Origin of the sequence: Streptomyces gottesmaniae, from assembly GCF_031845845.1 — a bacterium.
Taxonomy (GTDB): Bacteria; Actinomycetota; Actinomycetes; order Streptomycetales; family Streptomycetaceae; genus Streptomyces; species Streptomyces akebiae.
Genome location: NZ_JAVRFJ010000059.1, coordinates 1 through 25,646 on the forward strand (window position 1 = coordinate 1; position 25,646 = coordinate 25,646).

Genomic DNA, 25,646 nt, shown 5'->3' on the forward strand with positions numbered 1-25,646 from the left:
CCCTGAAGAAGGCCGCCGAGGGCACGGACAACGTCCTCTACCCGATGCGCGAGGCGCTGAAGGCCCGCGCGACGGTCGGCGAGGTGTGCAACGCGCTGCGGGAGGTCTGGGGGACGTACATCCCCAGTGACGCCTTCTGACCGCTCGCGTTCGGCCCGCGACCGGCTTCCGCTCGACCTGTAGCCGCTTGCGCTCGGCCCGCAGCCGCGCTCGGCCGATCACGGTCGTCAGCGGGCCGCGCTCGTCCGTTTCCGGATGCCCTTTCGTCGCACTTCCGACAGGCATGTCGTGATGTCGGACCCCCGTGCGACACTCCTTTCCATGTTCGGTGTCATCGACCTCCCCACCTACCTGGCCGGCCTCGTCCTGATCGTGCTCCTGCCCGGGCCCAACTCCCTCTACGTACTGTCCGTGGCCGCCCGGCGCGGGATACGGACCGGGTATCGGGCCGCCGCCGGAGTGTGGGTCGGGGACACCGTGCTGATGACGTTGTCGGCGGCGGGGGTGGCCTCGCTGTTGCAGGCCAACGCCGTGCTGTTCGGGATCGTGAAGTACGCGGGCGCCGGCTATCTGTCATGGCTGGCCATCGGGATGCTGCGGGCCGCGTGGGGGATGTGGCGGAGCCGGCGCGAGCGGGTCGTGGAAGGGCCGGGCGAGGAGGCGGCGGAGGGGGAGCGGCCGTTCCGGCGGGCCTTGGTGATCAGTCTGCTGAACCCGAAGGCGATCCTGTTCTTCGTCGCCTTCTTCGTGCAGTTCGTGGACCCGGGGTACGCCTACCCGGCGCTCTCCTTCGTGGTCCTCGGCGCCTTCGCCCAGCTCGCCAGCTTCCTCTACCTGAGCGCGCTGATATTCAGCGGCACCAGACTGGCCGCCACCTTCCGCCGTCGCAGGCGGTTGTCGGCGGGGGCCACCTCGGCGGCGGGCGCGTTGTTCCTGGGGTTCGCGGTCAAGCTGTCGCTGGCGAGCGGCGCCTGAACGGCGTCTGACATCCGACGCCCCGAAGGCAAACGTGGCCCCGGTCGTCGTGACCCCGCGGCGAGACCGACCCCTGGCGGTGACGCCGCCTGCCCCGGCGCAGGCGGCGTCATCATGACCGCGATCGGTCGAGCACTCGGCGCAGCCGTGGCGTCAACGGCTTCTCCACGTACCGGTAGAGCAGCCAGGCCAGCAGCAGCATCGTCAGGATCGTCAGGGCGAAGGTCGCCGCCGACGGCAGACCGGTGCCACGGTGCAGGGCCTGGACCGCCACCCATCCCAGGTGCTCGTGGACCAGGTAGAACGGGTACGTGAGGGCGCCCGCCACCGTCAGCCAGGGCCAGTTGATCCGGTTGAGCCAGCCGAGGGCGATCGCCCCCACCATCACGAAACCCAGGGTGACGACGAGGATGATGCCGAACGAGGTGCGGTAGGAGAAGAACTCCGGGTTCGGGGCGTGCCACAGTCCTCGGACCGCGTAGTGCTGGCCGAGCAGCCAGCTCACCGCCACGATCCCCCACGCGTACGCGTCACGCCGGTCGCGGTGGACCAGGTAGAGACCGATCCCGCCGATGAAGAACGGCGCGTACTCCGGCATCAGCACGACGTCCAGCAGGGGCTCGTTCGCCGACTGCGCGATCACCGCCGCCAGGGTCCAGCACGCGCAGAACATGATCACGCGCTGGCGGGTCGCCCCGGGCAGGACGACACAGAGGGCGAACAGCGCGTAGAAGCGGACCTCCGCCCACAGCGTCCAGCAGACGCCCAGCACACGGTCCACCCCCAGCGGCTGCTGCATCATCGTCAGGTTCACGAGCACGTCGCTCGGTGACACCGCCTCGTACGCGACCGCGGGCAGTGCGAAGACCGCCGTCACCAGGATCACCGCCGCCCAGTACGCGGGCAGCAGCCGGGTGGCGCGGGAGACGAAGAAGGACCGCAAGGGGCGGCCCCAGCCGCTCATGCAGATCACGAAGCCGCTGATCACGAAGAAGACCTGCACGCCCAGGCAGCCGTAGGCGAACCATTCGTGCAGCGTGGGGAACTGCTGCCGGGGCGAGGTGCCCCACGCCTCGGCGATCTCGCCGTCCCGGCCGCCGTAGTGGTAGGCGGCGACCATCAGCGCGGCGAGCAGCCGCAGCCCGTCGAGCGCGCGCAGGCGTGGGGCGGGGGCCCGGGGGACGGGGCGGGGTGGGACGAGGACGGTCTCCGGCCCCGCTCCCTGTGGGGGATCTCCCGGCCGGATGCCCGGCAGGGCGACCCCCACGGGGGTCGCCTGTGCGGACGTGGTCGTGGGTGCTGTCTTCGCGGGTGAGTTCATCGGATCAGCCGAGTGTCGCCCTCTTGAGTGACCGTGCCCGCCGCGCGACTCTTCGCACGGTCGCGTTACGCGGAATGAACGCGAGCTGCACCGGGATACCTCCGGGCAACCCCAGTGAGGTCAACCGCCGCCGCTTGAAGTACCGCAGCGTGTGCGTGCTCAGGTGCCGCGTCAGATACGCCTCGGTCTCCGCCCGCAGTGACGGATAGATCTTCGACTGCATCGCGAACCCCACCGCCCGGACCAGGCCGTTGAGGTCGGACACCGCCGCGCCCGGCCGCTGCGAGGCGACCGCCGCCGCGTCGCCCAGCTCCGGCAGCAGCGCGTCCACGATCGTGACGGGCACCCGGTTGCTGTTCTCGTACGGCGCGAGCCGGTCCAGCAGCGTTCCCGTGCCGACGCGGGCGACGGGGAGGCCGTACAGCGAGGAGGCGGTGAGCAGGGCCGTCGAGAAGCAGCCGACGACCAGGGCCGGACGCATCCGCTGGTAGAGCACCTCGGCGAGGACCGGCGTGTCCAGCACGGTCAGGTCGGCGCCGAGCCGCTCCGCCTCCTTCTCCAGACCGCGCGACCAGCGGGCGGGGGCGCTGGGGTGCGGCTTGAACACGACGGTGGTGTGGCCGAGCGCGACCGCGCCCCTCAGCATCCGTACGTGGAGGTCTTCCTCCTCCTCGGCCGTGAGAATGCCGAGCGCGGAGAGGTACTGGCCGAGCAGCAGCGCCGGCTCCTCGGTCGCGGGCAACTCGTCGCCCGTGTCCACGAGTTCGGCCAGCACCTTCACAAAGGCGTCCGTCGGCACGATCTCCGCCTCGACCCCGAACTCGGTGAGCAGCAGGGGCTTGAGGTCCGGTACGAGGTCCAGGTGCAGCAGACGGTCGATACGGGTGCCGACCAGCGGATCGATCTTGTTGCGGGTGGGGCCGTAGCTCATCAGGCCGTCGGCGTACACGGTCACGGGCGCGCCGGTGAAGATCTGGGCGAAGCCGAGCGCCGGGTGGACCTGGATGGACTCCACGGCCAGCTCGACGTCGTCGTCGCCCAGGTTCCACAGCAGCCGCAGATGCCGCTCCCACAGCGGAACGTCGTCCAGGCGGGGGGACCAACCGCCGGGGTGGAAGGGGGAGATGGTCTCGTTCCAGGAGATCACCTCGTCGAAGCGGGAGCGCAGCCGCTCGAAGCCGGGCATCTCGTCCGGGCCGGGGGCCGTCTCCGGCGTCGCCGCGTTGTTGGAGACCAGCAGGATGCGCCGGGAGGCGGGGCGGAAGCACTCGGTGTCCAGGGCGGCGGCCAGTGTGGCCACGCCGTACAGCGTGGACGCCATGAAGATCTGCGTGGTCATGCGGCGACCCCCGTGGCGGCGGGACGGCGGCGCAGCCGACGCAGCCGGGTGGCGCGCTGGACGTCCATGGAATCGAGGGCATCGTCGAGGACGTCCTGCGGCATTCGGCGCAGCGCGACCGCGCTCATCGACTTGAGTTTCCGTGCCACCGCCGGCTCGAACCTTTCGATGGATCCCAAATGGTGGGAGATGATCGCGCAATAGGTGCGCACGGCCTTGGGGAGAAGTCTGTCCGCGTCCCGGTCCTGCGCGGTCTCCGCGATGACCTGGTCGAATGCGCGAATGAAATCGAGCTGCCGTACGTCACCGATCTGGGTCAGCGAAGAAGCCACACCACGCCGGTAGAAGACGCCCAGCAGCCCCACCGTGGCGAACGAATCGGCCTCCCGGTGGAGCTTCCAGATCCACGGCCGGTCCTCGGCCGTGCGCAGCCCGTGGGTGAAGTGCAGCACGCCCTTGTCGACCAGCCGGCGGTGGTAGATGCCCGCCCAGGCGTACGCGTAGTCGACGGAGGTCGAGCGGTCGGCGGGCAGGATCGCGTCGCGCGGGTTCATCACCACGCCCCGCCGCCCGTTGGGCACCCGGTGGATCGAGCGGGCCCGCGCCGTGCACTGGACATGGTCCGTGCGGACGAAGTCGCAGCCCAAGTCCTCGATGGCGCCGAGCAGTTGGTGGTAGTAGCCGGGGGCGAGCCAGTCGTCCCCGTCGAGGAACGTCAGGTACTCGCCACGGGCCTTGTCGATGCCCGTGTTGCGCGCGGTCGCCAGTCCTCCGTTCTTCTCGTGTCTGACGTACACCGCCCCCGGCAGCTCGCGCTCCGCGCGCGCGAGAATGTCCGGTGTCTCGTCGCGAGAACAGTCGTCGACGAGAATGAATTCGAAGTCCTCACGAGCGTTGGCTCCGAGGCTCTTCAGGGTGTCGGGCGCGTATTGCTGCACGTTGTAGAACGGCACGATGACGGAGAGCTTGACCACCCCCGTGACGTTAGGCGGCCCTCCGGCATTCGTCTTGACCACCTGCTTGATGTCAGGTGAACGACGCGTGGCGGTACCGTGAACCAGGCACTTTCCCCTGCTTTTCGCGCCCCGATTCGCCGTTCGGCGATGTGCTGTTAACCCTTTGTTGCATTCAGGTTGGGCCGTTCAACGGAATCGCTTCCTAGCGTCTTCGATGTGCCAGCAAGTGCTACGAACAGCCTGCGAGTCGCCGTACTCGCGGATTCCGACACCCGGTGGAAATGGGGCGCGCTCACCGCGAAGCGCCTCGCTCCGGAGGATGCGGACATCCGCCTGGACGGCTTCCTCCTGCGCGGCCGTGCCACCCCCACCGCCCGCCAGCTCCAGGAGGTCGGCGTCCGCGCCGACTCCCTGCGCGAGGTGACCGGCCTCGAATTCCTGCGCGCCATGAAGGAGGCCACGGAGAAGGACACCGGCGAGGACGCGTACGACGTCATCGTGCTCTCCCTCGTCGGCGGGGGCGTCCAGGCGATGCTGCACGGCCTGCGCCGGGCCTGGACCGGGCGCGGGAAACGGCCCGTGGTCGTCACCGGCTACGTCGGTGTCGTCTACGAGAAGCTCGCCGACGGTCTGCTGCTGCGGCACGGCGCGGACCTCGTCCTCGCCAACTCCCGCCAGGACGCGGACCGTTTCCGGGCCGTGTACGAGGGCGTGGGCGCCGACGCCTCCTCGGTCACCGAGGTCGCCCTGCCCTTCCTGGGCGGCAGGCCGTACGCCGGCAACGAGGACCCCTCTGCGGAGCAAGGGCGCAGGCCCTACACGGTCGTCTTCGCCGTACAGCCGTCCGTCCCGGACAACCGCAGGGACCGCACGTATCTGCTGAACCGTCTCGTCCAGCACGCGAGGCTGCACCCCGACCGCGAGGTGCTGCTGAAGCTGCGCTCCAAGCCGGGCGAGCACACCACGCACATCGAGGAACTGCCGTACCAGAAGCTGGTGCAGCGGCTCCCCGGCGGCGCGCCCGCCAACTTCCGGCTGGTGTACGGGAACATGGGCGAGGTCCTCGACACCACCGACCTGCTGGTCACCATCAGCTCCACGGCCGCCCTGGAGTCGCTGCACCGCCGGATCCCCACCGTCGTCCTCACCGACCTCGGGATCCGCGAGACCCTCGGCAACCACCACTTCGTGGGCTCCGGCTGCCTCGCCTCCTGGGACCAGCTGGACGCCGGGTACGAGCCGGCGCCGGACCCGGAGTGGGTGGCCCGCCAGGGCGTGGTCGCGGACGGCTCGTACGCCACCGCCTTCGACGCGGCCCGCACCCGCATCGCGAAGCTGGTCGCGGCGCCCGAACTGCCGCCTCTCGCGCCGTACTACACACCCGTCACCGCGCCCGGCTACCTCCCCGGCATCCTCGCCCGCCACCACCTCGGCCCCGACGGCGCACCGCTGCCCGGAGCCCCCGGCGCCGACCGGCAGGCCGGGCCCGTACGGCAGATCGTGCGCCGGGCCGCGCGCGGCGCCTACCGCCACGGAGTGCAGCGCGTGGCGCCCGTCATCCGCCGGATGGGGGAGCTGTGAGCCGCCGCCCGACGCCTTCGCACGCACCGCAAGGAGTTCACCCCATGTCCAACCCGGAAGCGGGAACGGCGACCTCCGCCCGCCGCGTCCTCGCCGTGATCCCCGCGCGGGGCGGCTCCAAGGGCGTCCCCGCGAAGAACCTCGCCCCCGTCGGCGGCGTTCCGCTGGTGGCCCGCGCGGTCCGCGAGTGCCTCGCCGCCCGGCTGGTGACGGACGTCGTCGTCTCCACCGACGACCACGCCATCGCCGCCGCCGCCCGTGAGTCCGGTGCCGAGGTCGTCCTGCGTCCCGCCGCCATCGCCGGCGACACCGCCACCTCCGAGGCCGCCGTCCTGCACGCCCTGGACGTCCACGAGTCCCGGCACGGCGCCCCGGTCGACGTCGTCCTCCTCGTCCAGTGCACCAGCCCGTTCATCCTCCGCGAGGACATCGACGGCGTGGCCCGGGCCGTCGTCGAACACGGCGCCGACACCTCCCTCACGGTCGCCCCGTTCCACGGCTTCATCTGGCGGGACACCGCGGACGAGTTCACCGACGGCGAGGCCCGCACCGCCACCGGGCCGGAAGCCCTCTCTCCGGGCACCGCCGCCGAGGCCGGCCAGGACTTCGCCCCGGTCGGCGACGCCCCCACCGCCGGCGGCTACGGCGTCAACCACGACAAGGCGTTCCGCCCCCGCCGCCAGGACCGCCCCCAGGACCTGCTGGAGACCGGCGCCGCCTACGCCATGGACGCGGCCGGCCTGCGCAAGCACCAGCACCGCTTCTTCGGCCGTACGGAACTCGTCCGCACCGACCCCGCCCGGGTCCTGGAGATCGACGACCCGCACGACCTCGCCCGCGCCCAGGCCCTCGCGCCGCTCTTCGACGCGAACCGGCCGGGCGCCCTCCCCACCTACGACGACATCGACGCCGTAGTCCTCGACTTCGACGGCACCCAGACCGACGACCGGGTGCTGATCGACTCCGACGGACGGGAGTTCGTCTCCGTGCACCGCGGCGACGGACTCGGCATCGCGGCCCTCCGCAGGAGCGGCCTGAAGATGCTCATCCTGTCCACGGAACAGAACCCGGTCGTCGCCGCACGGGCCCGGAAGCTGCAGATCCCGGTCCTCCACGGCATCGACCGGAAAGACCTCGCACTGAAGCAGTGGTGCGAGGAGCAGGGCATCGCGCCGGAGCGCGTGCTCTACGTCGGCAACGACGTCAACGACCTCCCGTGCTTCGCCCTCGTGGGCTGGCCCGTGGCGGTCGGCAGCGCCCACGACGTCGTACGCGGCGCCGCACGCGCGGTCACCACCGTCCCCGGCGGTGAAGGCGCGATCCGGGAGATCGCCGGCTGGATCCTCGGTCCCTCTCTCGACTCTCTCGACCCCCTCGACAAGTAAGGAACTGGTCCCACCATGAGCACCAACTCCCGTCTGCGCACGTTCGGTTCGAAGACCGCCGGCCCGGGTCACCCCGTGTACGTCGTCGGCGAGATCGGCATCAACCACAACGGTGAGCTGGAGAACGCCTTCAAGCTGATCGACGCCGCGGCCGAGGCCGGCTGCGACGCCGTCAAGTTCCAGAAGCGCACCCCCGAGATCTGCACCCCCCGCGACCAGTGGGACATCGAGCGCGACACCCCCTGGGGCCGCATGACCTACATCGACTACCGCCACCGCGTGGAGTTCGGTGAGGACGAGTACCGCCAGATCGACGAGTACTCCAAGGAGAAGGGCATCGACTGGTTCGCCTCCCCGTGGGACACCGAGGCCGTCGCCTTCCTGGAGAAGTTCGACGTCCCCGCCCACAAGGTGGCCTCCGCCTCCCTGACCGACGACGAGCTGCTGCGCGCCCTGCGCGCCACCGGCCGCACGGTCATCCTCTCCACCGGTATGTCGACCCCGAAGCAGATCCGCCACGCGGTCGAGGTCCTCGGCTCCGACAACATCCTGCTCTGCCACGCCACCTCGACGTACCCGGCCAAGGCCGAGGAGCTCAACCTCCGCGTCATCAACACCCTCCAGGCCGAGTACCCGAACGTCCCGATCGGCTACTCCGGCCACGAGACGGGCCTGCAGACCACGCTCGCCGCCGTCGCCCTCGGCGCCACCTTCGTCGAGCGCCACATCACCCTCGACCGCGCCATGTGGGGCTCCGACCAGGCCGCCTCCGTCGAGCCCCAGGGCCTCACGCGCCTGGTCCGCGACATCCGCACCATCGAGGCCTCCCTCGGCGACGGCGTCAAGAAGGTCTACGACTCCGAGCTCGGCCCCATGAAGAAGCTGCGCCGTGTCACCGGCGTCGTCGCCGAGGCGGAGATCGCGGTGGCGGCGGGCGAGCCGGTCGGCGTCTGACACCCGACCCCAGTAGATCCGTAACTCACGGAAGCGACGGACATACGTCGATGAGCCCCCGCGCCGGAACCGCAGGTCCCCACACTCTCGCCTTCGTCGAGAGCCCGGTACAGCTCCTGAACGTGCTGGAGTGGGCGCACACCCACTCCCTCGGCACCCCCGAGGACCCCGGTGCGGGGCCCTTCCGTTCCGGCGGCGCGGGGCTCACCCTGGTCGTCCTGTCGCCCAACGACCCCATGACCCGCGGCCAGTTGCGCCGGATGGCGGAGCTGGCCCGGGACGAGGGCCACGACGTGCGCTGGGAGGAGGCGCGCGGCGGCACCGCCGCCCCCTTCCGCACCGTCGCCGGCCTCGCCCCGCTGCTGCGCGCCGCGAGCCGCATCGTGCTGGGCGACCCCTTCTCCCGTTACGTCCAGCTGCTGCTGACCATCACCCGGGCGGCGGACGTGGTCGTCGTCGACGACGGCACCGCGACCATGGAGTTCGTCTCCCAGCTGGCCCGGGGCGAACGCCTCGTGCGCTGGCACCGCAAGGGCGGCCGCCCCGGCCCCCGCGACCTGATCTTCGCCCCGGTCTCCTCCAAGGCCCGCAAACGCCTCACCCCGACCGCCGGCCGACGCGTCGAGGTCTTCTCCTCCATGCCGATCGACGAGACCCCCGAGGGCGTCTTCGTCACCGCCAACGACTTCGCCTGGACCCGTTCCCGCTTCGGCCCGCCCCGCATCACCAAGGGCGCGGACCTCGTGGGCACCTCCCTCGTGGAGACCGGAGTGGTGGACGGCGACCGCTACCTCGAAGCCGTCCGCTCCCTCGCGAAGGTCCACGGCGCCACCCGCTACTTCGCCCACCGCCGCGAGAGCGCCGAGAAACTCCACACCCTCGGCGCGGAGACCGGCCTGGAGATCGTCCGCCCCGACCTCCCCCTGGAACTCATCGCCCGCCGCGGCCCCATCGGCCGGACGATCCTGAGCTTCCCGTCGACGGTCGTCCACACCCTGCCCCTGGCCCTGGCCGGGACGGACGTACGTGTCGCCGTCTGCGACATCGACCCCAGCTGGCTCACCGAGAACGCCTCCCCCCGCGCCCAGGGCTTCCTGTCCGGCGTCACGGGCACGGCCCGGGACGTCCACCGGCTGTCATCGGTGGCCTCGGCCTAGGGCGGCGCGGTCCCGCCGCGCCCGTGATCCCCGTCACCCTCGGCCCGCGTACACCACCCGGTCGATCCTCTCGTCGCCCGCACCCCCGCGTGCCCCCACAACCGCAGGCCAGCGCCCTCGTCCCGCCTCCTCGCAGCGGTGCTCCGGCGGAACCCTCGAACACATGGCGTAGCGGACCTGTCGCACACTGGTGACGGTCCCGGCGCCGTAGGACGGCGGATACGTGGTAAGGGTGGAGTGAGGGAATCGTCCGGGCACCCCCGGACGTTTGGACGATGGGATTCGCGGGCAAACCCGGCGCTCCTGTCTCCGAGGGTCACCCGCACCGAAAGACGGGCGGGTATACCCATCTCTGCCAATACGTATGCGGTGTGCGGCCGGAAAACTTCCCCTTACAGGCTGATTTTTTGTTGATCGAGGGTGAGAAGGTCGCCCGATCGCCCTACCCTTCAGAGGGTGAACCAACTGATGTCCCGAGAGTCCGAGGCCGATCTGCCAGGGGAAGCCGAAGCGTCGCTCCCCGGCACCTTGCCGGAAGCCCTGCGTGCCGAACTCGTCGCGTTCCGACGTGACTTGCACATGCACCCGGAGCTCGGCAACCAGGAGTTCCGTACGACCGCCGCGATCAAGGCCCGCCTGGAGAAGGCAGGGCTCAGGCCGCGCGTGCTCGAGAGCGGAACCGGACTCATCTGTGACATCGGCGACTGGAGCGGCGCCGACCACTCCGCTCTCGCCCTGCGCGCCGACATCGACGCCCTCCCCATCCCGGACACCAAGGTGGACTGCGACTACCGCTCCACCGTCCCGGACCGCGCCCACGCCTGCGGCCACGACGTGCACACGACCGTCGTCCTCGGCGCCGGCCTCGTCCTCGCCGACCTGCACCGCAGGGGGGAGCTGCCCCGCCCCGTCCGGCTGATCTTCCAGCCCGCCGAGGAGGTGCTGCCGGGCGGCGCCGCGGACGTGATCAGGACCGGCTCGCTCGAAGGCGTCGGCCGGATCATCGCCGTCCACTGCGACCCTCGTGTCGACGCGGGCCGCATCGGGCTGCGCCACGGCCCCATCACCTCGGCCTGCGACCGGCTGGAGCTCTCCCTGGACGGTCCGGGCGGCCACACCGCGCGCCCGCACCTCACCACCGACCTCGTCACCGCCGCCGCCCGGGTCGTCACCGACGTGCCGGCGCTGGTCGCCCGCCGGTTCGACGCCCGCGCCGGGCTCGTCGTGACCTGGGGCCGCATCGAGTCGGGCCACGCGCCGAACGTCATCCCGCAGCACGCCGAGCTCTCCGGCACCGTCCGCTGCCTGGACATCAACGCCTGGCGGCAGGCACCCGACCTGATCCACGAGGCGGTCCAGGAGGTCGCGGTCATGCACCGGGCCAAGCCCGAGATCAACTACATCCGGGGCGTCCCGCCGGTCGTCAACGACCCCGTCGTCACCGAACTGCTCCACGACTCGATGGTGGCCCGCCGCGGCGTCAAGTCCGTCGAGGACACCGAGCAGAGCCTCGGCGGCGAGGACTTCTCCTGGTACCTGGAGCACGTCCCCGGCGCCATGGCCCGCCTCGGCGTCCGCCGTCCGGGCGACCTCACCGTCCGCGACCTCCACCAGGGCGACTTCGACGCCGACGAACACGCCATCACCGTGGGCGTCGAGCTCTTCACCGCCGCCGCCCTCCTCGACGCCCGCATGCGCGTCCTCGACGCGGCCGGCCGGTAACCCTCCCGGACGCCTCGGCTTGCGCCCCGCACACCCTCGCGGCAGCCTGGTGCGCGTGTCCGTACGACCCCCGTACGGGCCGCGCACCTTCACGCTGGAGTCACCCCCCGTACACGGATCGCGAGGGCCGGGGCGAGCGCCGTGCCCGACACGTCCCTTTCGATCCCCTGGTTCACGAGGGCGTAACGGCCACCGGCACGAATGGATAACGGCCTGTCGAAACCCCGTTCCCAGGAGGGTCTACGCGCGTTAATGTGCGCCGAACTGAGCACCCGGCTGCGGGGCTTTGGAGAAGATGGGGAACTTCAAGATGCGTCGGATTTCCAAACTGACCCGCGTCGCGGTGGGGGTCGCGTCGCTGGCGCTGGCCGCCACGGCCTGTGGTGGCACGAGCAGCGAGAGCGGCAACGGCGACAGCGAGACCACGAAGGGCGAAAAGGGCCTCGCGATCGCGTACGACATCGGCGGCAAGGGCGACCAGTCCTTCAACGACGCCGCGTACGCGGGCCTGGAGAAGGCTCAGAAGGAGTTCGGTTACCAGACCGAGGACATCGAGCCCACCGAGGGCGAGACGGACGCCGACAAGCAGCAGCGTCTGGAGTCCCTGGCCAAGCAGGGCTACAACCCGGTCATCGGTGTCGGCTTCGCCTACGGCCCCGCGATGGAGGCCGCGTCCAAGCAGTACCCGGACACCACCTTCGGCATCGTCGACTCGGTCGTCGAGGGCGACAACGTCGCGTCCCTCGTCTTCGCCGAGCAGGAGGCCTCCTACCTCGCCGGTGTCGCGGCCGCCAAGGCCACCAAGACGAACACCGTGGGCTTCGTGGGTGGCGTCGACATCCCGCTCATCCACAAGTTCGAGGCCGGCTACAAGCAGGGCGTCGAGGACACCAGCGGCGGCAAGGTCAAGGTCATCTCGCAGTACCTGACCCAGACGGCCGAAGAGGGCGGCTTCTCCAGCCCCGACAAGGGCAAGGCCGCCGCCGAGGGCCAGATCGAGAAGAACGCCGACGTCGTCTACCAGGCCGCCGGCCTCTCCGGCCAGGGCGTCATCGAGGCCGCCGCCAAGGCCAAGGTCTGGGCGATCGGTGTCGACTCCGACCAGTACGAGCAGGAGGCCCTGGCCCCCTACAAGGACTACATCCTCACCTCCGCCCTCAAGGACGTCGGCGGCGCGGTCTACGCCCTCGCCAAGTCCGTCGAGGACGACAAGCCCCTCACCGGCGTCCAGACCTTCGACCTGAAGGTCGACGGCGTGGGCCTGGCCGACTCCAACCCGAAGATGGCCGAGATCGCCGGCCTCACGGACGCGGTCGCCAAGGCCAAGGAGGAGATCATCGACGGCACCATCAAGGTGAAGACCGAGTAACGGTCCCCCTGGTGCGAGCGTGCTGAGGCGGGGCGGGTGTACACGTACACCCGCCCCGCCTCATTCGTGGTCGCCGGCGAACGGCGGCGGACCCCAAGGGGCGCGAGGAACCGCGCGACCAGCCACGACGCACCCGCGGCCGCGACTCGGCCGGAACCACCCCCACCACGCGCCCCCTCAACCCCCGGGCCCCCTTGCAACACGGCCCCATAACAACGTGGTCCACCGGTCTTCACCCGGAGGGTCTACGCGCGTTACTCTGCGGCGAAAGCCATATGAGGCGCCGACGCTGTGCAGCACTACTGACCAGTACCCTCCGGCGCTGTACGACAGGAGCACCACAACATGCGCCGGGTTTCCCGCCTCGCGGTCGCAGGCGCAGCGACCGCCTCCCTCGCCCTCACCCTCTCCGCCTGCGGCGGTACGTCGACGGACGCCTCGTCCTCCGCCGACTCCAAGGGCGACCTGGGCCTCGCGATCGCGTACGACGTCGGCGGCAAGGGCGACCAGTCCTTCAACGACGCGGCCTACGCGGGCCTGGAGCAGGCGAAGAAGGAGTTCGGCTACAAGACGCAGGACATCGAGCCCACCGAGGGCGAGACGGACGCCGACAAGGAGCAGCGCCTGGTCTCCCTGGCGAAGCAGGGCTACAACCCCGTCGTCGGTGTCGGTTACGCCTACGCGACGGCCGTCAAGGCCGCAGCCGAGCAGTACCCGGACACCACCTTCGGCATCGTGGACGACTCCACGGTCCAGCTGGACAACGTCGCGGACCTGGTCTTCTCCGAGGAGCAGGCCTCGTACCTCGCCGGTGTCGCGGCCGCGAAGGTCACCGAGACCGACACGGTCGGCTTCGTCGGCGGCGTGGACATCCCGCTGATCCACAAGTTCCAGGCGGGCTTCGAGCAGGGCGTCAAGGACACCAACCCCAAGGCCAAGGTGCTCACCCAGTACCTGACCCAGACGGCCGAGGAGGGCGGCTTCTCCAGCCCGGACAAGGGCAAGACCGCCGCCGAGGGCCAGATCGAGAAGAAGGCCGACGTCGTCTACGCGGCGGCCGGTCTGTCCGGCCAGGGCGTGATCGAGGCCGCCGCCGCGAACAAGATCTGGGCGATCGGCGTCGACTCCGACCAGTACAGGCAGGAAGCCCTCGCGAAGTACAAGGACTCCATCCTGACCTCGGCGACGAAGGACGTCGCCAAGGCGGTGTACAACCTGGCGAAGTCGGTCGAGGACGGCAAGCCCGCGACCGGTATCGTCAGGGGCGATCTGAAGACCGGCGAGGTCGGCCTCGCCGACTCCAACCCGAAGTTCAAGAGCGACACCGAGCTCCAGGAGGCCATCGCCACGGCCAAGGAGAAGATCATCAGCGGCGAGATCAAGGTCAGGACCAGCTGAGCGAGGTCGACACCGACCGACCCCAGCCACACCACGAGCAGCCGGGCGACTCGGGGGAGTCTCGGACACCACCGAGGCCCTCCCGGAGCCTCCAGTAACCGCGGGGTTACGTCCGCTCAACGGGGTACGGGGAGTATCGCTCCCTGTATCCCGTTGTCCCGGTGCGTCGCCGCCCATTTTCGATGCCGTAGGGGCGCTACGCGCGTAGACGACCCCCCTTTCCCAGGAGAGTGCGCCATCAACGCGTCCAGCAGCCCTCCGGCCGACGCGGCGGTCAACGACTCGGTGACCGCCGTCGAACTTGCCGGGATCACCAAGCGATTCCCCGGCGTCGTGGCCAACCACGACATCCACCTCACCGTCCGCAAGGGCACCGTCCACGCCCTCGTCGGGGAGAACGGCGCCGGCAAGTCCACCCTGATGAAGATCCTCTATGGCATGCAGAAGCCGGACGAGGGCACCATCGCGGTCGACGGCGAGCAGGTCTCGTTCTCCTCCCCGGCCGACGCCATCGCGCGCGGCATCGGCATGGTGCACCAGCACTTCATGCTCGCCGACAACCTCACGGTCCTGGAGAACGTGGTCCTCGGCAGCGAGAAGCTCCACGGCATCGGCGCCAAGGCCCGCCGCAAGATCAAGGAGATCTCCGAGCGGTACGGCTTCGGGGTCCGCCCCGACGTCCTGGTCGAGGAACTGGGCGTCGCCGAGCGTCAGCGCGTGGAGATCCTCAAGGTCCTCTACCGGGGCGCCCGCACCCTGATCCTCGACGAGCCGACCGCCGTCCTGGTGCCCCAGGAGGTCGACTCCCTCTTCGCCAACCTGCGCGAACTCAAGGCGCAGGGCCTCGCGGTCATCTTCATCTCCCACAAGCTGGGCGAGGTGCTGTCCGTCGCCGACGAGATCACCGTCATCCGGCGCGGCACGACCGTCGGCACGGCCGTGCCCGCCGAGACCACCCCGCGCCAGCTCGCCGAGCTGATGGTCGGCAGCGAACTGCCCACCCCCGAGACGGCCGAGTCCACGGTCACCGACCGCCCCGTCCTCACCGTCAAGGACCTCCGCCTGGAGGCCGTCGGCGGCAAGGCCCTGCTCGACGACATCAGCTTCACCATCCACGCGGGCGAGGTCCTCGGCCTGGCCGGCGTCGAGGGCAACGGCCAGACCGAACTGGTCGACGCCCTGATCGGCCTGAAGTCCGCCGACTCCGGCACGATCTCGCTCGCCGACGAGGAGATCACCACCTGGGCCACCCGCAGGCGCCGCGAGCAGGGCGTCGGCTACATCCCCGAGGACCGCCACCGGCACGGTCTGCTCCTGGAGGCCCCCCTCTGGGAGAACCGTATCCTCGGCCATGTGACCGAGCGGCCCAACGCCAAGGGCGTCTGGCTCGACCCGAAGGCCGCCCAGGAGGACACCCGCCGGATCGTCGCCGAGTACGACGTCCGCACCCCCGGCATCGACGTCACCGCCGCCTCCCTCTCCGGCGGCAACCAGCAGAAGCTGATCGTCGGCCGCGAGATGAGCCACAAGCCGCGCTTCCTGATCGCCGCCCACCCCACCCGTGGTGTGGACGTCGGCGCGCAGGCCCAGATCTGGGACCAGATCCGCGAGGCCCGCCGCGAGGGCCTGGCCGTGCTGCTGATCTCCGCCGACCTCGACGAGCTGATCGGCCTGTCCGACACCCTGCGGGTGATCTACAACGGCAAGCTGGTCGCCGACGCGGACCCGGCCACCATCACCCCCGAGGAGCTGGGCTCGGCCATGACCGGCGCCGTCACCGGCCACCTCGAACACGAAGAGACCCCCAAGACCTCGGGCAAGGCCCCCGAGTCCCCGCAGACCCCGGCCGACGGTCCGTCGAAGACCCAGGACGCCCCGGAAGACGAGGCCCGCTGATGAAGAAGTTCGACAAGGAGCGCGTGCTCCTCGCGGTGGCCGGACCGGTCCTCGCGCTCGCCGTGGCCTTCGCGCTGACCGCGATCGTGCTGCTGGCCTCCGGCAAGAACCCGGTCGAGCCGTTCACGATCATGTTCGAACAGGCCTCGTTCTCCGACATCCAGGTCCGGATCATCAACCAGGCCTCGCTGTACTACATCGCGGCCCTCGCGGTGGCCATCGGCTTCCGGATGAACCTGTTCAACATCGGCGTCGACGGCCAGTACCTCCTCGGTGCCATGATCACCGCGATCGTCGGCGCCCACGTCGACCTGCCCGCGTTCCTCCAGATCCCGCTGCTGATGCTCACCGCGATCTGCACCGGCGCGTTCTGGGCCTCCATCGTCGGTGTCCTCAAGGTCACCCGCGGCGTCAGCGAGGTCGTCTCCTCGATCATGCTGAACGCGATCGCGACCTCCGTCATCGGGTACCTCTGGCTGCCGAACGTCTTCGGCGTCAAGGTCGGCAACAACAACACCACCGGCGAGATGGCCGAGTCGGGCTGGGTGCCCGGCATCGACATGGGCAAGGCCGGCGAGATCTACGGCCTGGTGCTCCTCGCCGTCCTCCTCGGCGTCGGCTACTGGATCGTCATCAACCGCACCCGCTTCGGCTTCGACCTGCGGGCCTCCGGCGCCTCGGAGTCGGCCGCCGCGGCCAGCGGTGTCGACCCCAAGCGCATGATCCTCACCGCCATGCTGATCTCCGGCGGTGTCGCGGGCCTCGCGGGCCTGCCGATCCTGCTCGGCGACACCCACACCTACAGCCTCAACTTCCCCACCGGTATCGGCTTCCTCGGTATCGGCATCGCCCTCCTCGGCCGTAACAGCCCCGTCGGCATCGCCTTCGCCGCCCTGCTGTGGGCCTGGCTCGACAAGGCCTCCCCCGAGCTGGACTTCCACGGCTACGACAAGGAGATCGCGGTCATCATGCAGGGCCTGATCGTGCTCTCGGTCGTCGTCTCCTACGAGACCGTCCGCGAGTGGGGCCTGCGCCGCCAGCAGCGCCGCGTCGGCGCCGAGCTCGCCGCCGGGAACGTCCTCGGCGCCGACAACAACACCACGAAGGAGGTGGCTGGCCGATGACCACGAGCACCACCGCGACCGACCTCAACCAGCCCTCACTGGAGCCGACCGCCCCCACCGGGCGCAGGATGTCGCTGCCCGTGCTGCTGCTGGTCATCGCCGGCGTCCTGGCACTCACCTCGATCGTCCGCATCATCACCGGCGCGGACGGCATCACCAACGTCAGCCAGATGTCCACCGCGCTGGAGCTGGCCGTCCCGATCGGCCTCGCCGGTCTCGGCGGTCTGTGGGCCGAGCGCGCGGGCGTCGTCAACATCGGCCTCGAAGGCATGATGATCCTCGGCACCTGGTTCGGTGCCTGGGCCGGCTTCCAGTACGGCCCCTGGACCGGTGTCCTGGTCGGCATCGCCGGCGGCGCGATCGGCGGTCTGCTGCACGCCTTCGTCACCGTCACCTTCAACGTCAACCACATCGTCTCCGGTGTGGCCATCAACATCCTCGCCCTCGGCGCCACCCGCTACCTGGCCCCCCTCGCCTTCGAGGGCCACCAGGGCGGCTCGGCCAAGCAGTCCCCGCCGGTCGAGTCCATCGGTGACTTCACCATCCCGGGCCTGTCGGACGCGCTGACCGAACTCAACTCCAAGGGCTGGTTCTTCGTCTCCGACCTCGCCGGCCTGCTCGGCGGCCTGGTCACCAACGTCTCGTGGCTGACCCTCGTCGCCGTCGCACTGATCCCCGCCACCTGGTGGATCCTGTGGCGCAGCGCCTTCGGTCTGCGGCTGCGCTCCTGCGGTGAGAACCCGGTCGCCGCCGAGTCCCTCGGCGTCAACGTCTACAAGTACAAGTACCTCGCCGTGATCATCTCCGGCGGTCTGGCCGGTCTCGGCGGAGCCTTCCTCTCCATCGTCGCCAACCCCTTCTACCTGGAGGGCCAGACCAGCGGCCGCGGCTTCATCGGTCTCGCCGCGATGATCTTCGGCAACTGGATGCCGGGCGGCCTCGCCCTCGGCGCCGGCCTCTTCGGCTACACCGACAGCCTCAACCTGCGCGGCGGCTCCGAGAACGTCCACGCCCTGCTGCTCCTCGGTGCCCTCCTGCTGGTCATCGGCGCGATCTGGCAGGCCGTGCGCAAGAAGTACGTCCCGGCCGTGATCACCTTCGTCGTCGGCGCCCTGGTCTTCACCTGGTACGCGACCACCAACGAGGTCCCGAACCAGGTCGTCGCCGCCACGCCGTACGTCATCACCCTGGTCGTCCTCGCGCTCTCCGCCCAACGGCTGCGGATGCCGAAGGCCGACGGGCTGCCCTACCGGAAGGGGCAGGGCAAGTGACCGCCCCGACCGCCGTCGACTGGGAGCAGCTGCGCACGGTGGCCCGGGACGCCATGTCCCGGGCGTACGCCCCGTACTCCGGCTACCCGGTCGGCGTGGCCGCCCTCGTCGACGACGGCCGGATCGTCTCCGGCTGCAACGTCGAGAACGCCTCGTACGGCCTCGGCCTGTGCGCGGAGTGCGGTCTCGTCTCAGAGCTGCAGAACAGCGGCGGCGGCCGTCTCACCCACTTCACCTGCGTGGACGGCAACGGCGCGATCCTCGTCCCGTGCGGCCGCTGCCGACAGCTGCTGTACGAGTTCGGCGGCCCGGATCTCCTGCTGGAGACCCCGGCGGGAATCCTGCCCCTCTCGGAGATGCTGCCCCAGGCCTTCGGCCCGGACCATCTCACCAAGTGACTCCCGTGCGGCCCCTCCTGACGAACGGTCGGAGGGGCCGCACACTTTTCCGATCCGCGGCGCCGCACCGGATCGCTTTCGGAAACCCTCGAAAGGAACGCCATGACGTCCGTCTCCATGGATGCCGTCTCCGTCATCCGCACCAAGCGGGACCGCGGCGAACTCAGCGACGAACAGATCGACTGGGTCATCGACGCGTACACCCGCGGCGAGGTCGCCGACTACCAGATGGCCGCCCTCAACATGGCGATCCTCCTCAACGGCATGGACCGCCGCGAGATCGCCCGCTGGACGGCCGCGATGATCGCCTCCGGCGAGCGCATGGACTTCTCGTCCCTGTCCCGTCCCACCGCCGACAAGCACTCCACGGGCGGCGTCGGCGACAAGATCACGCTGCCCCTGGCGCCGCTGGTGGCGGCCTGCGGCGCCGCGGTGCCGCAACTCTCCGGCCGGGGCCTCGGCCACACCGGCGGCACCCTGGACAAGCTGGAGTCCATCCCCGGCTGGCGCGCCCTCCTCTCCAACGAGGAGATGCTGCACGTCCTCGACGAGGTCGGCGCGGTCATCTGCGCGGCGGGCGACGGCCTGGCCCCGGCGGACAAGAAGCTCTACGCGCTCCGCGACGTCACCGGCACGGTCGAGGCGATCCCCCTGATCGCCTCCTCCATCATGTCCAAGAAGATCGCCGAGGGGACCGGCTCGCTGGTCCTGGACGTGAAGGTGGGCACGGGCGCCTTCATGAAGACGCTGGAGGACGCCCGCGAGCTGGCCTCCACGATGGTGGGCCTCGGCACCGACCACGGCGTGAAGACGGTCGCCCTCCTGACGGACATGTCCACCCCCCTCGGCCTGACCGCCGGCAACGCCCTCGAAGTCCGCGAGTCGGTCGAGGTCCTGGCGGGCGGCGGCCCGGCGGACGTCGTGGAACTGACCCTCGCCCTGGCCCGCGAGATGCTCGACGCGGCCGGAGTGAAGGACGCCGACCCGGCGAAGGCGCTGGCCGACGGCTCGGCGATGGACGCCTGGCGCCGCATGATCGCCGCTCAGGGCGGCGACCCGGACGCCCCGCTGCCGACCTCGCGCGAGCAGCACGTGGTGAAGGCGACCGCCTCCGGCGTCCTGACCCGCCTCGACGCCTACGACATCGGCATCGCCGCCTGGCGCCTCGGCGCCGGACGCGCCCGCAAGGAGGACCCGGTCCAGGCCGCCGCGGGCGTCGAACTGCACGCCAAGCCCGGCGACACGGTGACCGAGGGCCAGCCCCTCCTCACCCTGCACACGGACACCCCGGAGCGCTTCGCATACGCCCTGCAGGCCGTGCAGGGCTCCTACGACATCGGGGCGCCGGGCACCGGGTTCACGGCGTCGCCGGTGGTGCTGGAACGTATCGCCTGACCTGCGCTTCTCCCGATCGGGTGAACGGGATCGGTGGACCGGCGCCGGTCCCGTTCGGCATGCTGTAGTCGGTGACGCACCGATTGGAGAACCGCCATGAGGGCACTCACTGTCGACCACGACCCCGAGCAGAGCTGGGACGACCTCGTCCGGTTCTGGGAGGAGATGGAGTGGCCCGAGGGCAGCAAGGTGGAGATCATCGAGGGGATCATCACCGTGTCACCTGCTCCCGCGTACCGCCACAACGTGATCGCGGAACGAATCCAGCGTCGCCTCTACTCCGTGATCCCCGAGGACTGGGGGATCTTCCAGACACTGGCCATCGCCGTACCCTCGCGCTTGGGCATGCTCATGCCTGACCTCGTTGTGGTCCCGGCGTGGGAGGACACGGACACCGACACCCATATCCCGGCCGCCCTTGCTGAACTCGGCGTGGAGGTGACTTCACGGTCCAACGCCCGCCACGACCGGGTCAGCAAGCTCGCCGCCTATGCCACCGCCGGCATCCCGCTGTACCTCCTCGTCGACCGCTGGGGCCCCGACGGCCCCACGGCAACGCTCTACGGCGAACCGAAAGGCAGCGTCTACCGGCCACTGAGCACCGTCAAGTTCGGCGAGGCCATCGAGATCCCTGCCCCCTTTGACGTCACCATCGACACCAGCGTCTTCCCCGACAAGTAGGGGCAGGACAGCTCATCCGCCCGCGCGGCGGCACGCTCGCCGATGAATTCGGCGGCTCCTCGCGGTCTACAGATCGTGGACGCGACGACACCCGCCGTACTCGTGCTGCCAGGCCCCGTCACCCGGGACGAGACGCCTCGGCTCTGTGCCGAGGTACGAGCGCGACTGGAGGGGACCGGGGGCGGGATCGTGGTGTGCGATGTCGCCGGTATCGGCCCACCGGGCCTGGCCGCCGTAGACGTACTGGCCCGCATGCAGCTCACCGCCCGCCGGGCCGGGGGCCGGATACGGCTGCGGGACCCCGACCCGGCGCTGCGCGCGCTACTGGGCCTGGTCGGGCTTGCCTTCGAGGTGGAGGGGCAGGCCGAAGAGGGGGAACCACCGGGCGGTGTCGAGGAAGCAGTGGAATCCGGCGATCCGGCCCTCTGAGATCTCCAGCGCCTGCACGGCCCACGCGCTGAAGCCGCCCTTCTCGGGGTCCGGCTTGTACTGCGCGAAGCCCGGCAGCCCGTTGACCGCGACCGGTACGAGGTGTGATCCGGCGCAGGGCGCGCCGAGTGTGGTCATGAACCCGGTGATGTCGCCGGTGCCGGTCAGCCACAGGTCGAACGGCGGCATCGTCATGACCGCGTCCTCGTGCAGCAGGGCCGTCAGCGCCGCCATGTCGTACCCCTCGAAGGCGGCCACATAGCGCTCCAGCAGCTTCTGCTGGTCGTCGTCGAGCGGGTCGGAGACATCGGCCGCCGCGATCTTCCCGTCGCCCTCGGCGAGGGTCGCCCGGGCCCGCTGGAGGGCGCTGTTCACCGAGGCGACGGACGTGTCGAGCAGCTCGGCGACCTCGCTGGCCTTCCACGCGAGGACCTCACGCAGGATGAGCACCGCCCGCTGCTTGGACGGCAGCTTCTGCAGCGCCGCCACGAACGCCAGCCGCACGGACTCCTTGGCCACGGCGGCCTCCGCCGGATCGTCGGTGGTCGGCAGCACCCGGGCGTCCGGCACCGGCTCCAGCCAGGTGTTGTCGGGGCGGGGGGAGAGGGCGGCCTGCGCGAGGGGCGTCGAGTCGGTGAGATCCATGGGTCGCGCCCGCTTGTTCCCCGCGTTCAGCATGTCGAGACAGACGTTCGTGGCGATGCGGTAGAGCCACGAGCGCAGAGAGGATCGACCCTCGAACCTCTCGTAACTCCGCCAGGCCCTGATCATCGTGTCCTGAACGGCGTCCTCGGCCTCGAAGGACGACCCCAGCATCCGATAGCAGTACCCGGTCAGCTCGACCCGGTGTTTCTCCAGCCGGACGTCCAGTTCCGCCGTCGCCGTACCGTCACTCATGGCCAACCCACCCCTGTGGCTCACTCCGTCGCACGCACCCTTGCGCATCACCTCGGAAGCTACCGCAGCCCACTGACAATGGCCTGGCGAAGAGAAGAAGGGGCAGGTCAGAGAGGTCGCGAGCGCCCCGCGTCGCCTTTCGGGGCGAGCGGCGAGACGGAGCTCAGCGCACCGGCAACGGCGTCCGCCGAGCCGCACGGGATCCCACCACGGTGATTGCCACCACGCCCAGCACCGCCAGCAGCCCCAGCGCGACCGTGCCGCCCCAGCCGCCGGCGTGGAAGGCCACCGCCCCCAGCGTGCTGCCCGCGCTGGAACCCGCGTAGTACGCCGACTGGTACAGCGCCGACGCCTGCGCCCGGCCCTCCTTCGCCGTGTGGCTCACCGACGACGACGCGGCGGCGTGGCCCGCGAAGAAGCCGGCGGTGATGAGGACGAGGCCGAGCAGGACCAGCGGGAGTGAGTCGGAGAGCGAGACCAGCAGACCGGCGGTCGTGGTGCCGCCCGCCAGGTACAACGTGCCCCGGCGTCCCAGCCGCCCCACCAGCGTCCCGGCGGTGGACGCCGACACCGTACCCACCAGATACACGAGGAAGATCGACCCGATGACCCCCTGCGGCAGGGAGAAGGGCGCGTCGGCGAGCCGGTAACCGATCACCGTGTACACGGCGCCGAAGACCGTCATGAACAGCGCGCCGATCGCGTACAGCCGACGCAGCAGCGGATCGGCGAGGTGCGCCCGGACCGTACGGCCCAGCACCCGGGGTCGCAGCGACCCGGCCACGAAGTGCTTCGGCGCGGGGAGCAGCATCCGGAAGGCCACCGCGCACCCGACCGCGATCACCCCGAGCACGCCCAGCGCGACGCGCCAGCCCCACTCCTGGGCGATCCACCCCGTGAGGACCCGACCGCTCATGCCACCGACGCTGTTGCCGGCGACGAAGAGACCGATCGCGGTGATGAGCGCCTCGGGCCGCACCTCCTCGGCGAGGTAGGCGGTCGCCGAGGCCGGCACCCCGGCCAGCGCGGCACCCTGCACGGCTCGCAGCACCACCAGTGCACCCAGCGAGGGCGCGAAGGGGATCAGCAGTCCGACCGTCACCGCGACGGCCAGCGACGCGGTCATCACCGTACGCCGCCCGAACCGCTCCGAGAGCGCGCTCATCGGCAGCACGAACAGCGCCAGCGCGCCCGTCGCCGCCGACACCGTCCAACTGGCCGCGCTCGCCGTCGTTCCGAAACCGTCCGAGATCAACGGCAGCAGCGCCTGTGTGGAGTACAGGAGAGCGAAGGTCGCGACACCCGCGAGGAACAGCGCGAGGCTCATCCGCCGGTAGCCGGGCCCGCCCGGGGCCACACGGGAATCGACGGTGCGGGCGGCGGGGTCCGAGGGCTCGGCGGAGATGACGGCTGATCCGGCGCCCACCCTGGTGGACGCCTCGGTACTCGCGGAAGGCATGCCTCGAAACTACGTACGGCGTCATTCATCCGTCCAATGCATGGAACCCCCATAATCGTTCCTGTGATGCATCAGCAGAGGTCAGAGACCCGGCTGTCACCGTCCGGTGACACAGAAGACATCGAGCACATCGAAGACATCGTGCTGCGCCTGGCCCCCCGCCTCGCCTACTTCGCCGGGGTCGCCCGCACCGAGCACGTCACCCGTGCCGCACAGGAGATGCAGGTCCCGCAGTCGACGCTGTCGCGGGCGATGGTCCGGCTGGAGCAGGATCTGGGCGTCGACCTGTTCGCCCGCCGGGGGCGCACGGTCTCCCTCACCCACGCCGGCCGCACCTTCCACGCCTCCGTCGAGCGCGCCCTCACCGAGATCGAACGCGCCGCCGACGAGGTCCGCGCCGACGCCGACCCCGCCACCGGCAAGGTCGCCTTCGGCTTCCTGCACACCATGGGCGCCGAGACCGTCCCCGGCCTCCTCCAGGCCTTCCGCGCCGAGCACCCCCGTGTCCGCTTCAGCCTGGTCCAGAACTACGGCGAGGCCATGCTCGAACGACTCCGTGCCGGTGAACTCGACCTCTGCCTCACCTCCCCCGTCCCGGACGCCCCCGACCTGGTGGCCCGCCGCCTCGACGAACAGAAGCTCCGCCTCGTCGTCCCCGCCGACCACCGCCTCGCCGCCCGCAAACGCGTCCGCCTCGCCGAGGCCGCCGACGAAACCTTCGTCACCCTCGAACCCGGCTACGGCATGCGCCGCATCACCGACGACCTCTGCAAGGAGGCCGGCTTCAAACCCCGTATCGCCTTCGAGGGAGAGGAGGCGGAGACGCTACGGGGCCTGGTGGCGGCGGGACTCGGCGTGGCCCTCCTCCCGCCCCCGGCAGTCCCCCGGCCGGGAGTGGTGGAACTGACGGTCACGGCCCCGAGAGCGGCCAGGGAGATCGGCGTCGCCTGGCTCGACGGCCACCCGGACACACCCCCGGTGGCGGCCTTCAAGAAGTTCCTGCTCTCCAGAAGAGGCCGCCTCCTCCACGACTGACCCGAGCCGCGGCCGGCCCCGAGGACAGGGGCGCGGGGAAGCGGGCGAGAGATCCCACCGGATCGGCGGCCGCTGTACGGCCCTCAACCAGCCCGCTGGGAGCGAGCGATCCCGAAGCCGGAGGCGAGCGGCATCCGCAGTCCCAACGGCGGCGGAGCGGCCAACGCATCCTCGACGGGCCGCGCGAACGCCCTCCCGAACAGCACCCCCATCACGAAGTCCGAGGCCAACGCGTGCACCTCGTCCCGGTACTGCGTCAACCCGTGCCGGTCCGCGTGCACCTCGAACCGGCAGATGTCGGGGTTGGTCTTCTTCGCCCGCGCCGCGAACCGGAACGACAACTCGGGATCCACCCGCTCGTCGTTGGTCCCGTGCACGATCAGCACTCGCCGCCCGGCCAGCTGTTTCACCGGTTCGGGCGGCGCCGCCACATCCTCCTCGGGCAACCAGGGAGCGATGGCCAGCACGGAGTTGACGGCCTCGTGCCCACCCGCGTGCAGCGCGGCCCGCGCCCCCATGTGGAGCCCGGCCAGACACACCGGGACGTCCCCGTAACGCCGGACGACCTCGTCCGCGGCCCATTCGGCGTCCCGCGCCAGCCGTGCCTCCGAGCCGTTCCAGCCCCGGTAGCGGTAGTGCACGACATGCGCGGCCAGCCCCTCCGTACGGCCCGCGCGGGCGAGCCGGCGGCCGAGGGAGCGCACGGATGCCGTGGCCATCACGGGGGAGGGTCTGCGGGTGGATGCCTCGTCGCCGGCCGGGAGCAGGAGGACGACCCCGCTGACCGTGCTCGGCTCCGGGCCGATCGTCCGCCCAAGTCGGGGCGTACGTACCGGCATTGCTTGCTGCGCCATGACAGAACAGTGTCAGAAGACATGGTGTACGCCACCCGTCCTGTGGGTCA

23 protein-coding genes are annotated in these 25,646 nt (G+C 70.5%); 17 read left to right on the top strand and 6 right to left on the bottom strand.

The window, feature by feature from the left end; genetic code table 11:
- Positions 1 to 140, top strand: a 140-nt coding sequence (locus tag RM704_RS41495; protein WP_311593056.1) for a methylmalonyl-CoA mutase family protein, incomplete at its 5' end; no start/stop codon positions are given.
- Between the two features lie 181 nt (positions 141 to 321).
- A complete protein-coding gene (gene leuE, locus RM704_RS41500) occupies positions 322 to 975 on the top strand; it encodes a leucine efflux protein LeuE (protein WP_033527072.1) in 654 nt (217 codons plus the stop codon).
- A gap of 112 nt (positions 976 to 1,087) precedes the next feature.
- Here the strand turns inward: leuE and RM704_RS41505 are convergent, their stop codons facing one another.
- From RM704_RS41505 to RM704_RS41515, 3 genes are read right to left on the bottom strand one after another with little or no spacing between them, the layout of a single operon-like run.
- On the bottom strand, positions 1,088 to 2,296 hold the full coding sequence (locus tag RM704_RS41505) for an acyltransferase family protein (RefSeq protein ID WP_078937096.1): 1,209 nt from the start codon (positions 2,294 to 2,296) through the stop codon (positions 1,088 to 1,090).
- 4 nt (positions 2,297 to 2,300) lie between these two features.
- The gene (locus RM704_RS41510) at positions 2,301 to 3,635 is read right to left on the bottom strand and encodes an alpha-2,8-polysialyltransferase family protein (RefSeq protein ID WP_033527071.1); all 1,335 of its coding nucleotides are present in this window, start codon (positions 3,633 to 3,635) and stop codon (positions 2,301 to 2,303) included.
- Complete coding sequence (locus RM704_RS41515) at positions 3,632 to 4,609, bottom strand: glycosyltransferase family 2 protein (RefSeq protein ID WP_033527070.1); 978 nt, start codon at positions 4,607 to 4,609, stop codon at positions 3,632 to 3,634. Before RM704_RS41515 ends, RM704_RS41510 begins: the two co-directional genes overlap by 4 nt.
- A gap of 198 nt (positions 4,610 to 4,807) precedes the next feature.
- Between RM704_RS41515 and RM704_RS41520 the strand changes: the two genes are divergently transcribed.
- From RM704_RS41520 to RM704_RS41585, 14 genes are all read left to right on the top strand, one after another.
- Positions 4,808 to 6,172: a DUF6716 putative glycosyltransferase gene (locus RM704_RS41520; RefSeq protein ID WP_033527069.1), complete on the top strand. Its 1,365-nt coding sequence runs from the start codon at positions 4,808 to 4,810 to the stop codon at positions 6,170 to 6,172.
- A gap of 44 nt (positions 6,173 to 6,216) precedes the next feature.
- On the top strand, positions 6,217 to 7,557 hold the full coding sequence (locus RM704_RS41525; RefSeq protein WP_033527068.1) for an N-acylneuraminate cytidylyltransferase: 1,341 nt from the start codon (positions 6,217 to 6,219) through the stop codon (positions 7,555 to 7,557).
- 15 nt (positions 7,558 to 7,572) lie between these two features.
- Positions 7,573 to 8,511: an N-acetylneuraminate synthase family protein gene (locus RM704_RS41530; protein ID WP_033527067.1), complete on the top strand. Its 939-nt coding sequence runs from the start codon at positions 7,573 to 7,575 to the stop codon at positions 8,509 to 8,511.
- A gap of 50 nt (positions 8,512 to 8,561) precedes the next feature.
- On the top strand, positions 8,562 to 9,668 hold the full coding sequence (locus RM704_RS41535) for a hypothetical protein (RefSeq protein ID WP_033527066.1): 1,107 nt from the start codon (positions 8,562 to 8,564) through the stop codon (positions 9,666 to 9,668).
- 468 nt (positions 9,669 to 10,136) lie between these two features.
- On the top strand, positions 10,137 to 11,390 hold the full coding sequence (locus RM704_RS41540; RefSeq protein ID WP_033527065.1) for an amidohydrolase: 1,254 nt from the start codon (positions 10,137 to 10,139) through the stop codon (positions 11,388 to 11,390).
- A 310-nt stretch (positions 11,391 to 11,700) separates the two neighbouring features.
- Positions 11,701 to 12,759, top strand: coding sequence for a BMP family lipoprotein (locus tag RM704_RS41545; RefSeq protein ID WP_157856683.1), 1,059 nt, complete (start codon positions 11,701 to 11,703; stop codon positions 12,757 to 12,759).
- A gap of 345 nt (positions 12,760 to 13,104) precedes the next feature.
- On the top strand, positions 13,105 to 14,157 hold the full coding sequence (locus tag RM704_RS41550; protein ID WP_033527064.1) for a BMP family lipoprotein: 1,053 nt from the start codon (positions 13,105 to 13,107) through the stop codon (positions 14,155 to 14,157).
- 285 nt (positions 14,158 to 14,442) lie between these two features.
- The gene (locus tag RM704_RS41555; RefSeq protein WP_033527063.1) at positions 14,443 to 16,053 is read left to right on the top strand and encodes an ABC transporter ATP-binding protein; all 1,611 of its coding nucleotides are present in this window, start codon (positions 14,443 to 14,445) and stop codon (positions 16,051 to 16,053) included.
- Entirely contained in the window at positions 16,053 to 17,177 is a 1,125-nt protein-coding gene (locus RM704_RS41560; RefSeq protein ID WP_033527062.1) for an ABC transporter permease, read from the top strand. The genes RM704_RS41555 and RM704_RS41560 overlap by 1 nt, the downstream gene beginning before the upstream one ends.
- Positions 17,174 to 18,448: an ABC transporter permease gene (locus RM704_RS41565; RefSeq protein WP_033527061.1), complete on the top strand. Its 1,275-nt coding sequence runs from the start codon at positions 17,174 to 17,176 to the stop codon at positions 18,446 to 18,448. Before RM704_RS41560 ends, RM704_RS41565 begins: the two co-directional genes overlap by 4 nt.
- The gene (locus RM704_RS41570) at positions 18,445 to 18,846 is read left to right on the top strand and encodes a cytidine deaminase (RefSeq protein ID WP_033527060.1); all 402 of its coding nucleotides are present in this window, start codon (positions 18,445 to 18,447) and stop codon (positions 18,844 to 18,846) included. Before RM704_RS41565 ends, RM704_RS41570 begins: the two co-directional genes overlap by 4 nt.
- A 102-nt stretch (positions 18,847 to 18,948) precedes the next feature.
- Entirely contained in the window at positions 18,949 to 20,241 is a 1,293-nt protein-coding gene (locus tag RM704_RS41575) for a thymidine phosphorylase (RefSeq protein ID WP_033527059.1), read from the top strand.
- 96 nt (positions 20,242 to 20,337) lie between these two features.
- Positions 20,338 to 20,922 carry a Uma2 family endonuclease gene (locus RM704_RS41580; protein WP_033527058.1) on the top strand — a complete coding sequence of 195 codons (585 nt, stop codon included), beginning with the start codon at positions 20,338 to 20,340 and terminating at the stop codon, positions 20,920 to 20,922.
- 42 nt (positions 20,923 to 20,964) lie between these two features.
- Positions 20,965 to 21,351 (top strand): STAS domain-containing protein, encoded by a 387-nt coding sequence (locus RM704_RS41585; protein WP_078937095.1) that lies wholly within the window; start codon positions 20,965 to 20,967, stop codon positions 21,349 to 21,351.
- Here RM704_RS41585 and RM704_RS41590 read toward each other — a convergent pair.
- Both RM704_RS41590 and RM704_RS41595 read right to left on the bottom strand, forming a co-directional pair.
- On the bottom strand, positions 21,244 to 22,248 hold the full coding sequence (locus RM704_RS41590; protein ID WP_033527057.1) for a sigma-70 family RNA polymerase sigma factor: 1,005 nt from the start codon (positions 22,246 to 22,248) through the stop codon (positions 21,244 to 21,246). The genes RM704_RS41585 and RM704_RS41590 overlap by 108 nt on opposite strands.
- Positions 22,249 to 22,411: 163 nt before the next feature.
- The gene (locus RM704_RS41595; RefSeq protein ID WP_033527056.1) at positions 22,412 to 23,707 is read right to left on the bottom strand and encodes an MFS transporter; all 1,296 of its coding nucleotides are present in this window, start codon (positions 23,705 to 23,707) and stop codon (positions 22,412 to 22,414) included.
- A 63-nt stretch (positions 23,708 to 23,770) separates the two neighbouring features.
- Here RM704_RS41595 and RM704_RS41600 point away from each other — a divergent pair, with 63 nt between their 5' ends.
- On the top strand, positions 23,771 to 24,742 hold the full coding sequence (locus tag RM704_RS41600; protein ID WP_438828987.1) for a LysR family transcriptional regulator: 972 nt from the start codon (positions 23,771 to 23,773) through the stop codon (positions 24,740 to 24,742).
- Between the two features lie 83 nt (positions 24,743 to 24,825).
- Here the strand turns inward: RM704_RS41600 and RM704_RS41605 are convergent, their stop codons facing one another.
- Positions 24,826 to 25,596: a prolyl oligopeptidase family serine peptidase gene (locus tag RM704_RS41605; protein WP_033527054.1), complete on the bottom strand. Its 771-nt coding sequence runs from the start codon at positions 25,594 to 25,596 to the stop codon at positions 24,826 to 24,828.
- Between the last annotated feature and the right edge of the window lie 50 nt (positions 25,597 to 25,646).

Bases quoted from the DNA above. Each gene is read 5' to 3' on its own strand.
- RM704_RS41580 (WP_033527058.1), top strand. From the start codon at position 20,338: ATGAGGGCACTCACTGTCGACCACGACCCCGAGCAGAGCTGGGACGAC.
- RM704_RS41560 (WP_033527062.1), top strand. From the start codon at position 16,053: ATGAAGAAGTTCGACAAGGAGCGCGTGCTCCTCGCGGTGGCCGGACCG.
- RM704_RS41530 (WP_033527067.1), top strand. From the start codon at position 7,573: ATGAGCACCAACTCCCGTCTGCGCACGTTCGGTTCGAAGACCGCCGGC.
- RM704_RS41590 (WP_033527057.1), bottom strand. From the start codon at position 22,248: ATGAGTGACGGTACGGCGACGGCGGAACTGGACGTCCGGCTGGAGAAA.
- RM704_RS41575 (WP_033527059.1), top strand. From the start codon at position 18,949: ATGACGTCCGTCTCCATGGATGCCGTCTCCGTCATCCGCACCAAGCGG.
- RM704_RS41535 (WP_033527066.1), top strand. From the start codon at position 8,562: ATGAGCCCCCGCGCCGGAACCGCAGGTCCCCACACTCTCGCCTTCGTC.
- RM704_RS41505 (WP_078937096.1), bottom strand. From the start codon at position 2,296: ATGAACTCACCCGCGAAGACAGCACCCACGACCACGTCCGCACAGGCG.
- RM704_RS41595 (WP_033527056.1), bottom strand. From the start codon at position 23,707: ATGCCTTCCGCGAGTACCGAGGCGTCCACCAGGGTGGGCGCCGGATCA.
- RM704_RS41550 (WP_033527064.1), top strand. From the start codon at position 13,105: ATGCGCCGGGTTTCCCGCCTCGCGGTCGCAGGCGCAGCGACCGCCTCC.
- RM704_RS41545 (WP_157856683.1), top strand. From the start codon at position 11,701: ATGCGTCGGATTTCCAAACTGACCCGCGTCGCGGTGGGGGTCGCGTCG.
- RM704_RS41510 (WP_033527071.1), bottom strand. From the start codon at position 3,635: ATGACCACGCAGATCTTCATGGCGTCCACGCTGTACGGCGTGGCCACA.
- RM704_RS41605 (WP_033527054.1), bottom strand. From the start codon at position 25,596: ATGGCGCAGCAAGCAATGCCGGTACGTACGCCCCGACTTGGGCGGACG.
- RM704_RS41565 (WP_033527061.1), top strand. From the start codon at position 17,174: ATGACCACGAGCACCACCGCGACCGACCTCAACCAGCCCTCACTGGAG.
- RM704_RS41585 (WP_078937095.1), top strand. From the start codon at position 20,965: ATGAATTCGGCGGCTCCTCGCGGTCTACAGATCGTGGACGCGACGACA.
- RM704_RS41525 (WP_033527068.1), top strand. From the start codon at position 6,217: ATGTCCAACCCGGAAGCGGGAACGGCGACCTCCGCCCGCCGCGTCCTC.
- leuE (WP_033527072.1), top strand. From the start codon at position 322: ATGTTCGGTGTCATCGACCTCCCCACCTACCTGGCCGGCCTCGTCCTG.
- RM704_RS41540 (WP_033527065.1), top strand. From the start codon at position 10,137: ATGTCCCGAGAGTCCGAGGCCGATCTGCCAGGGGAAGCCGAAGCGTCG.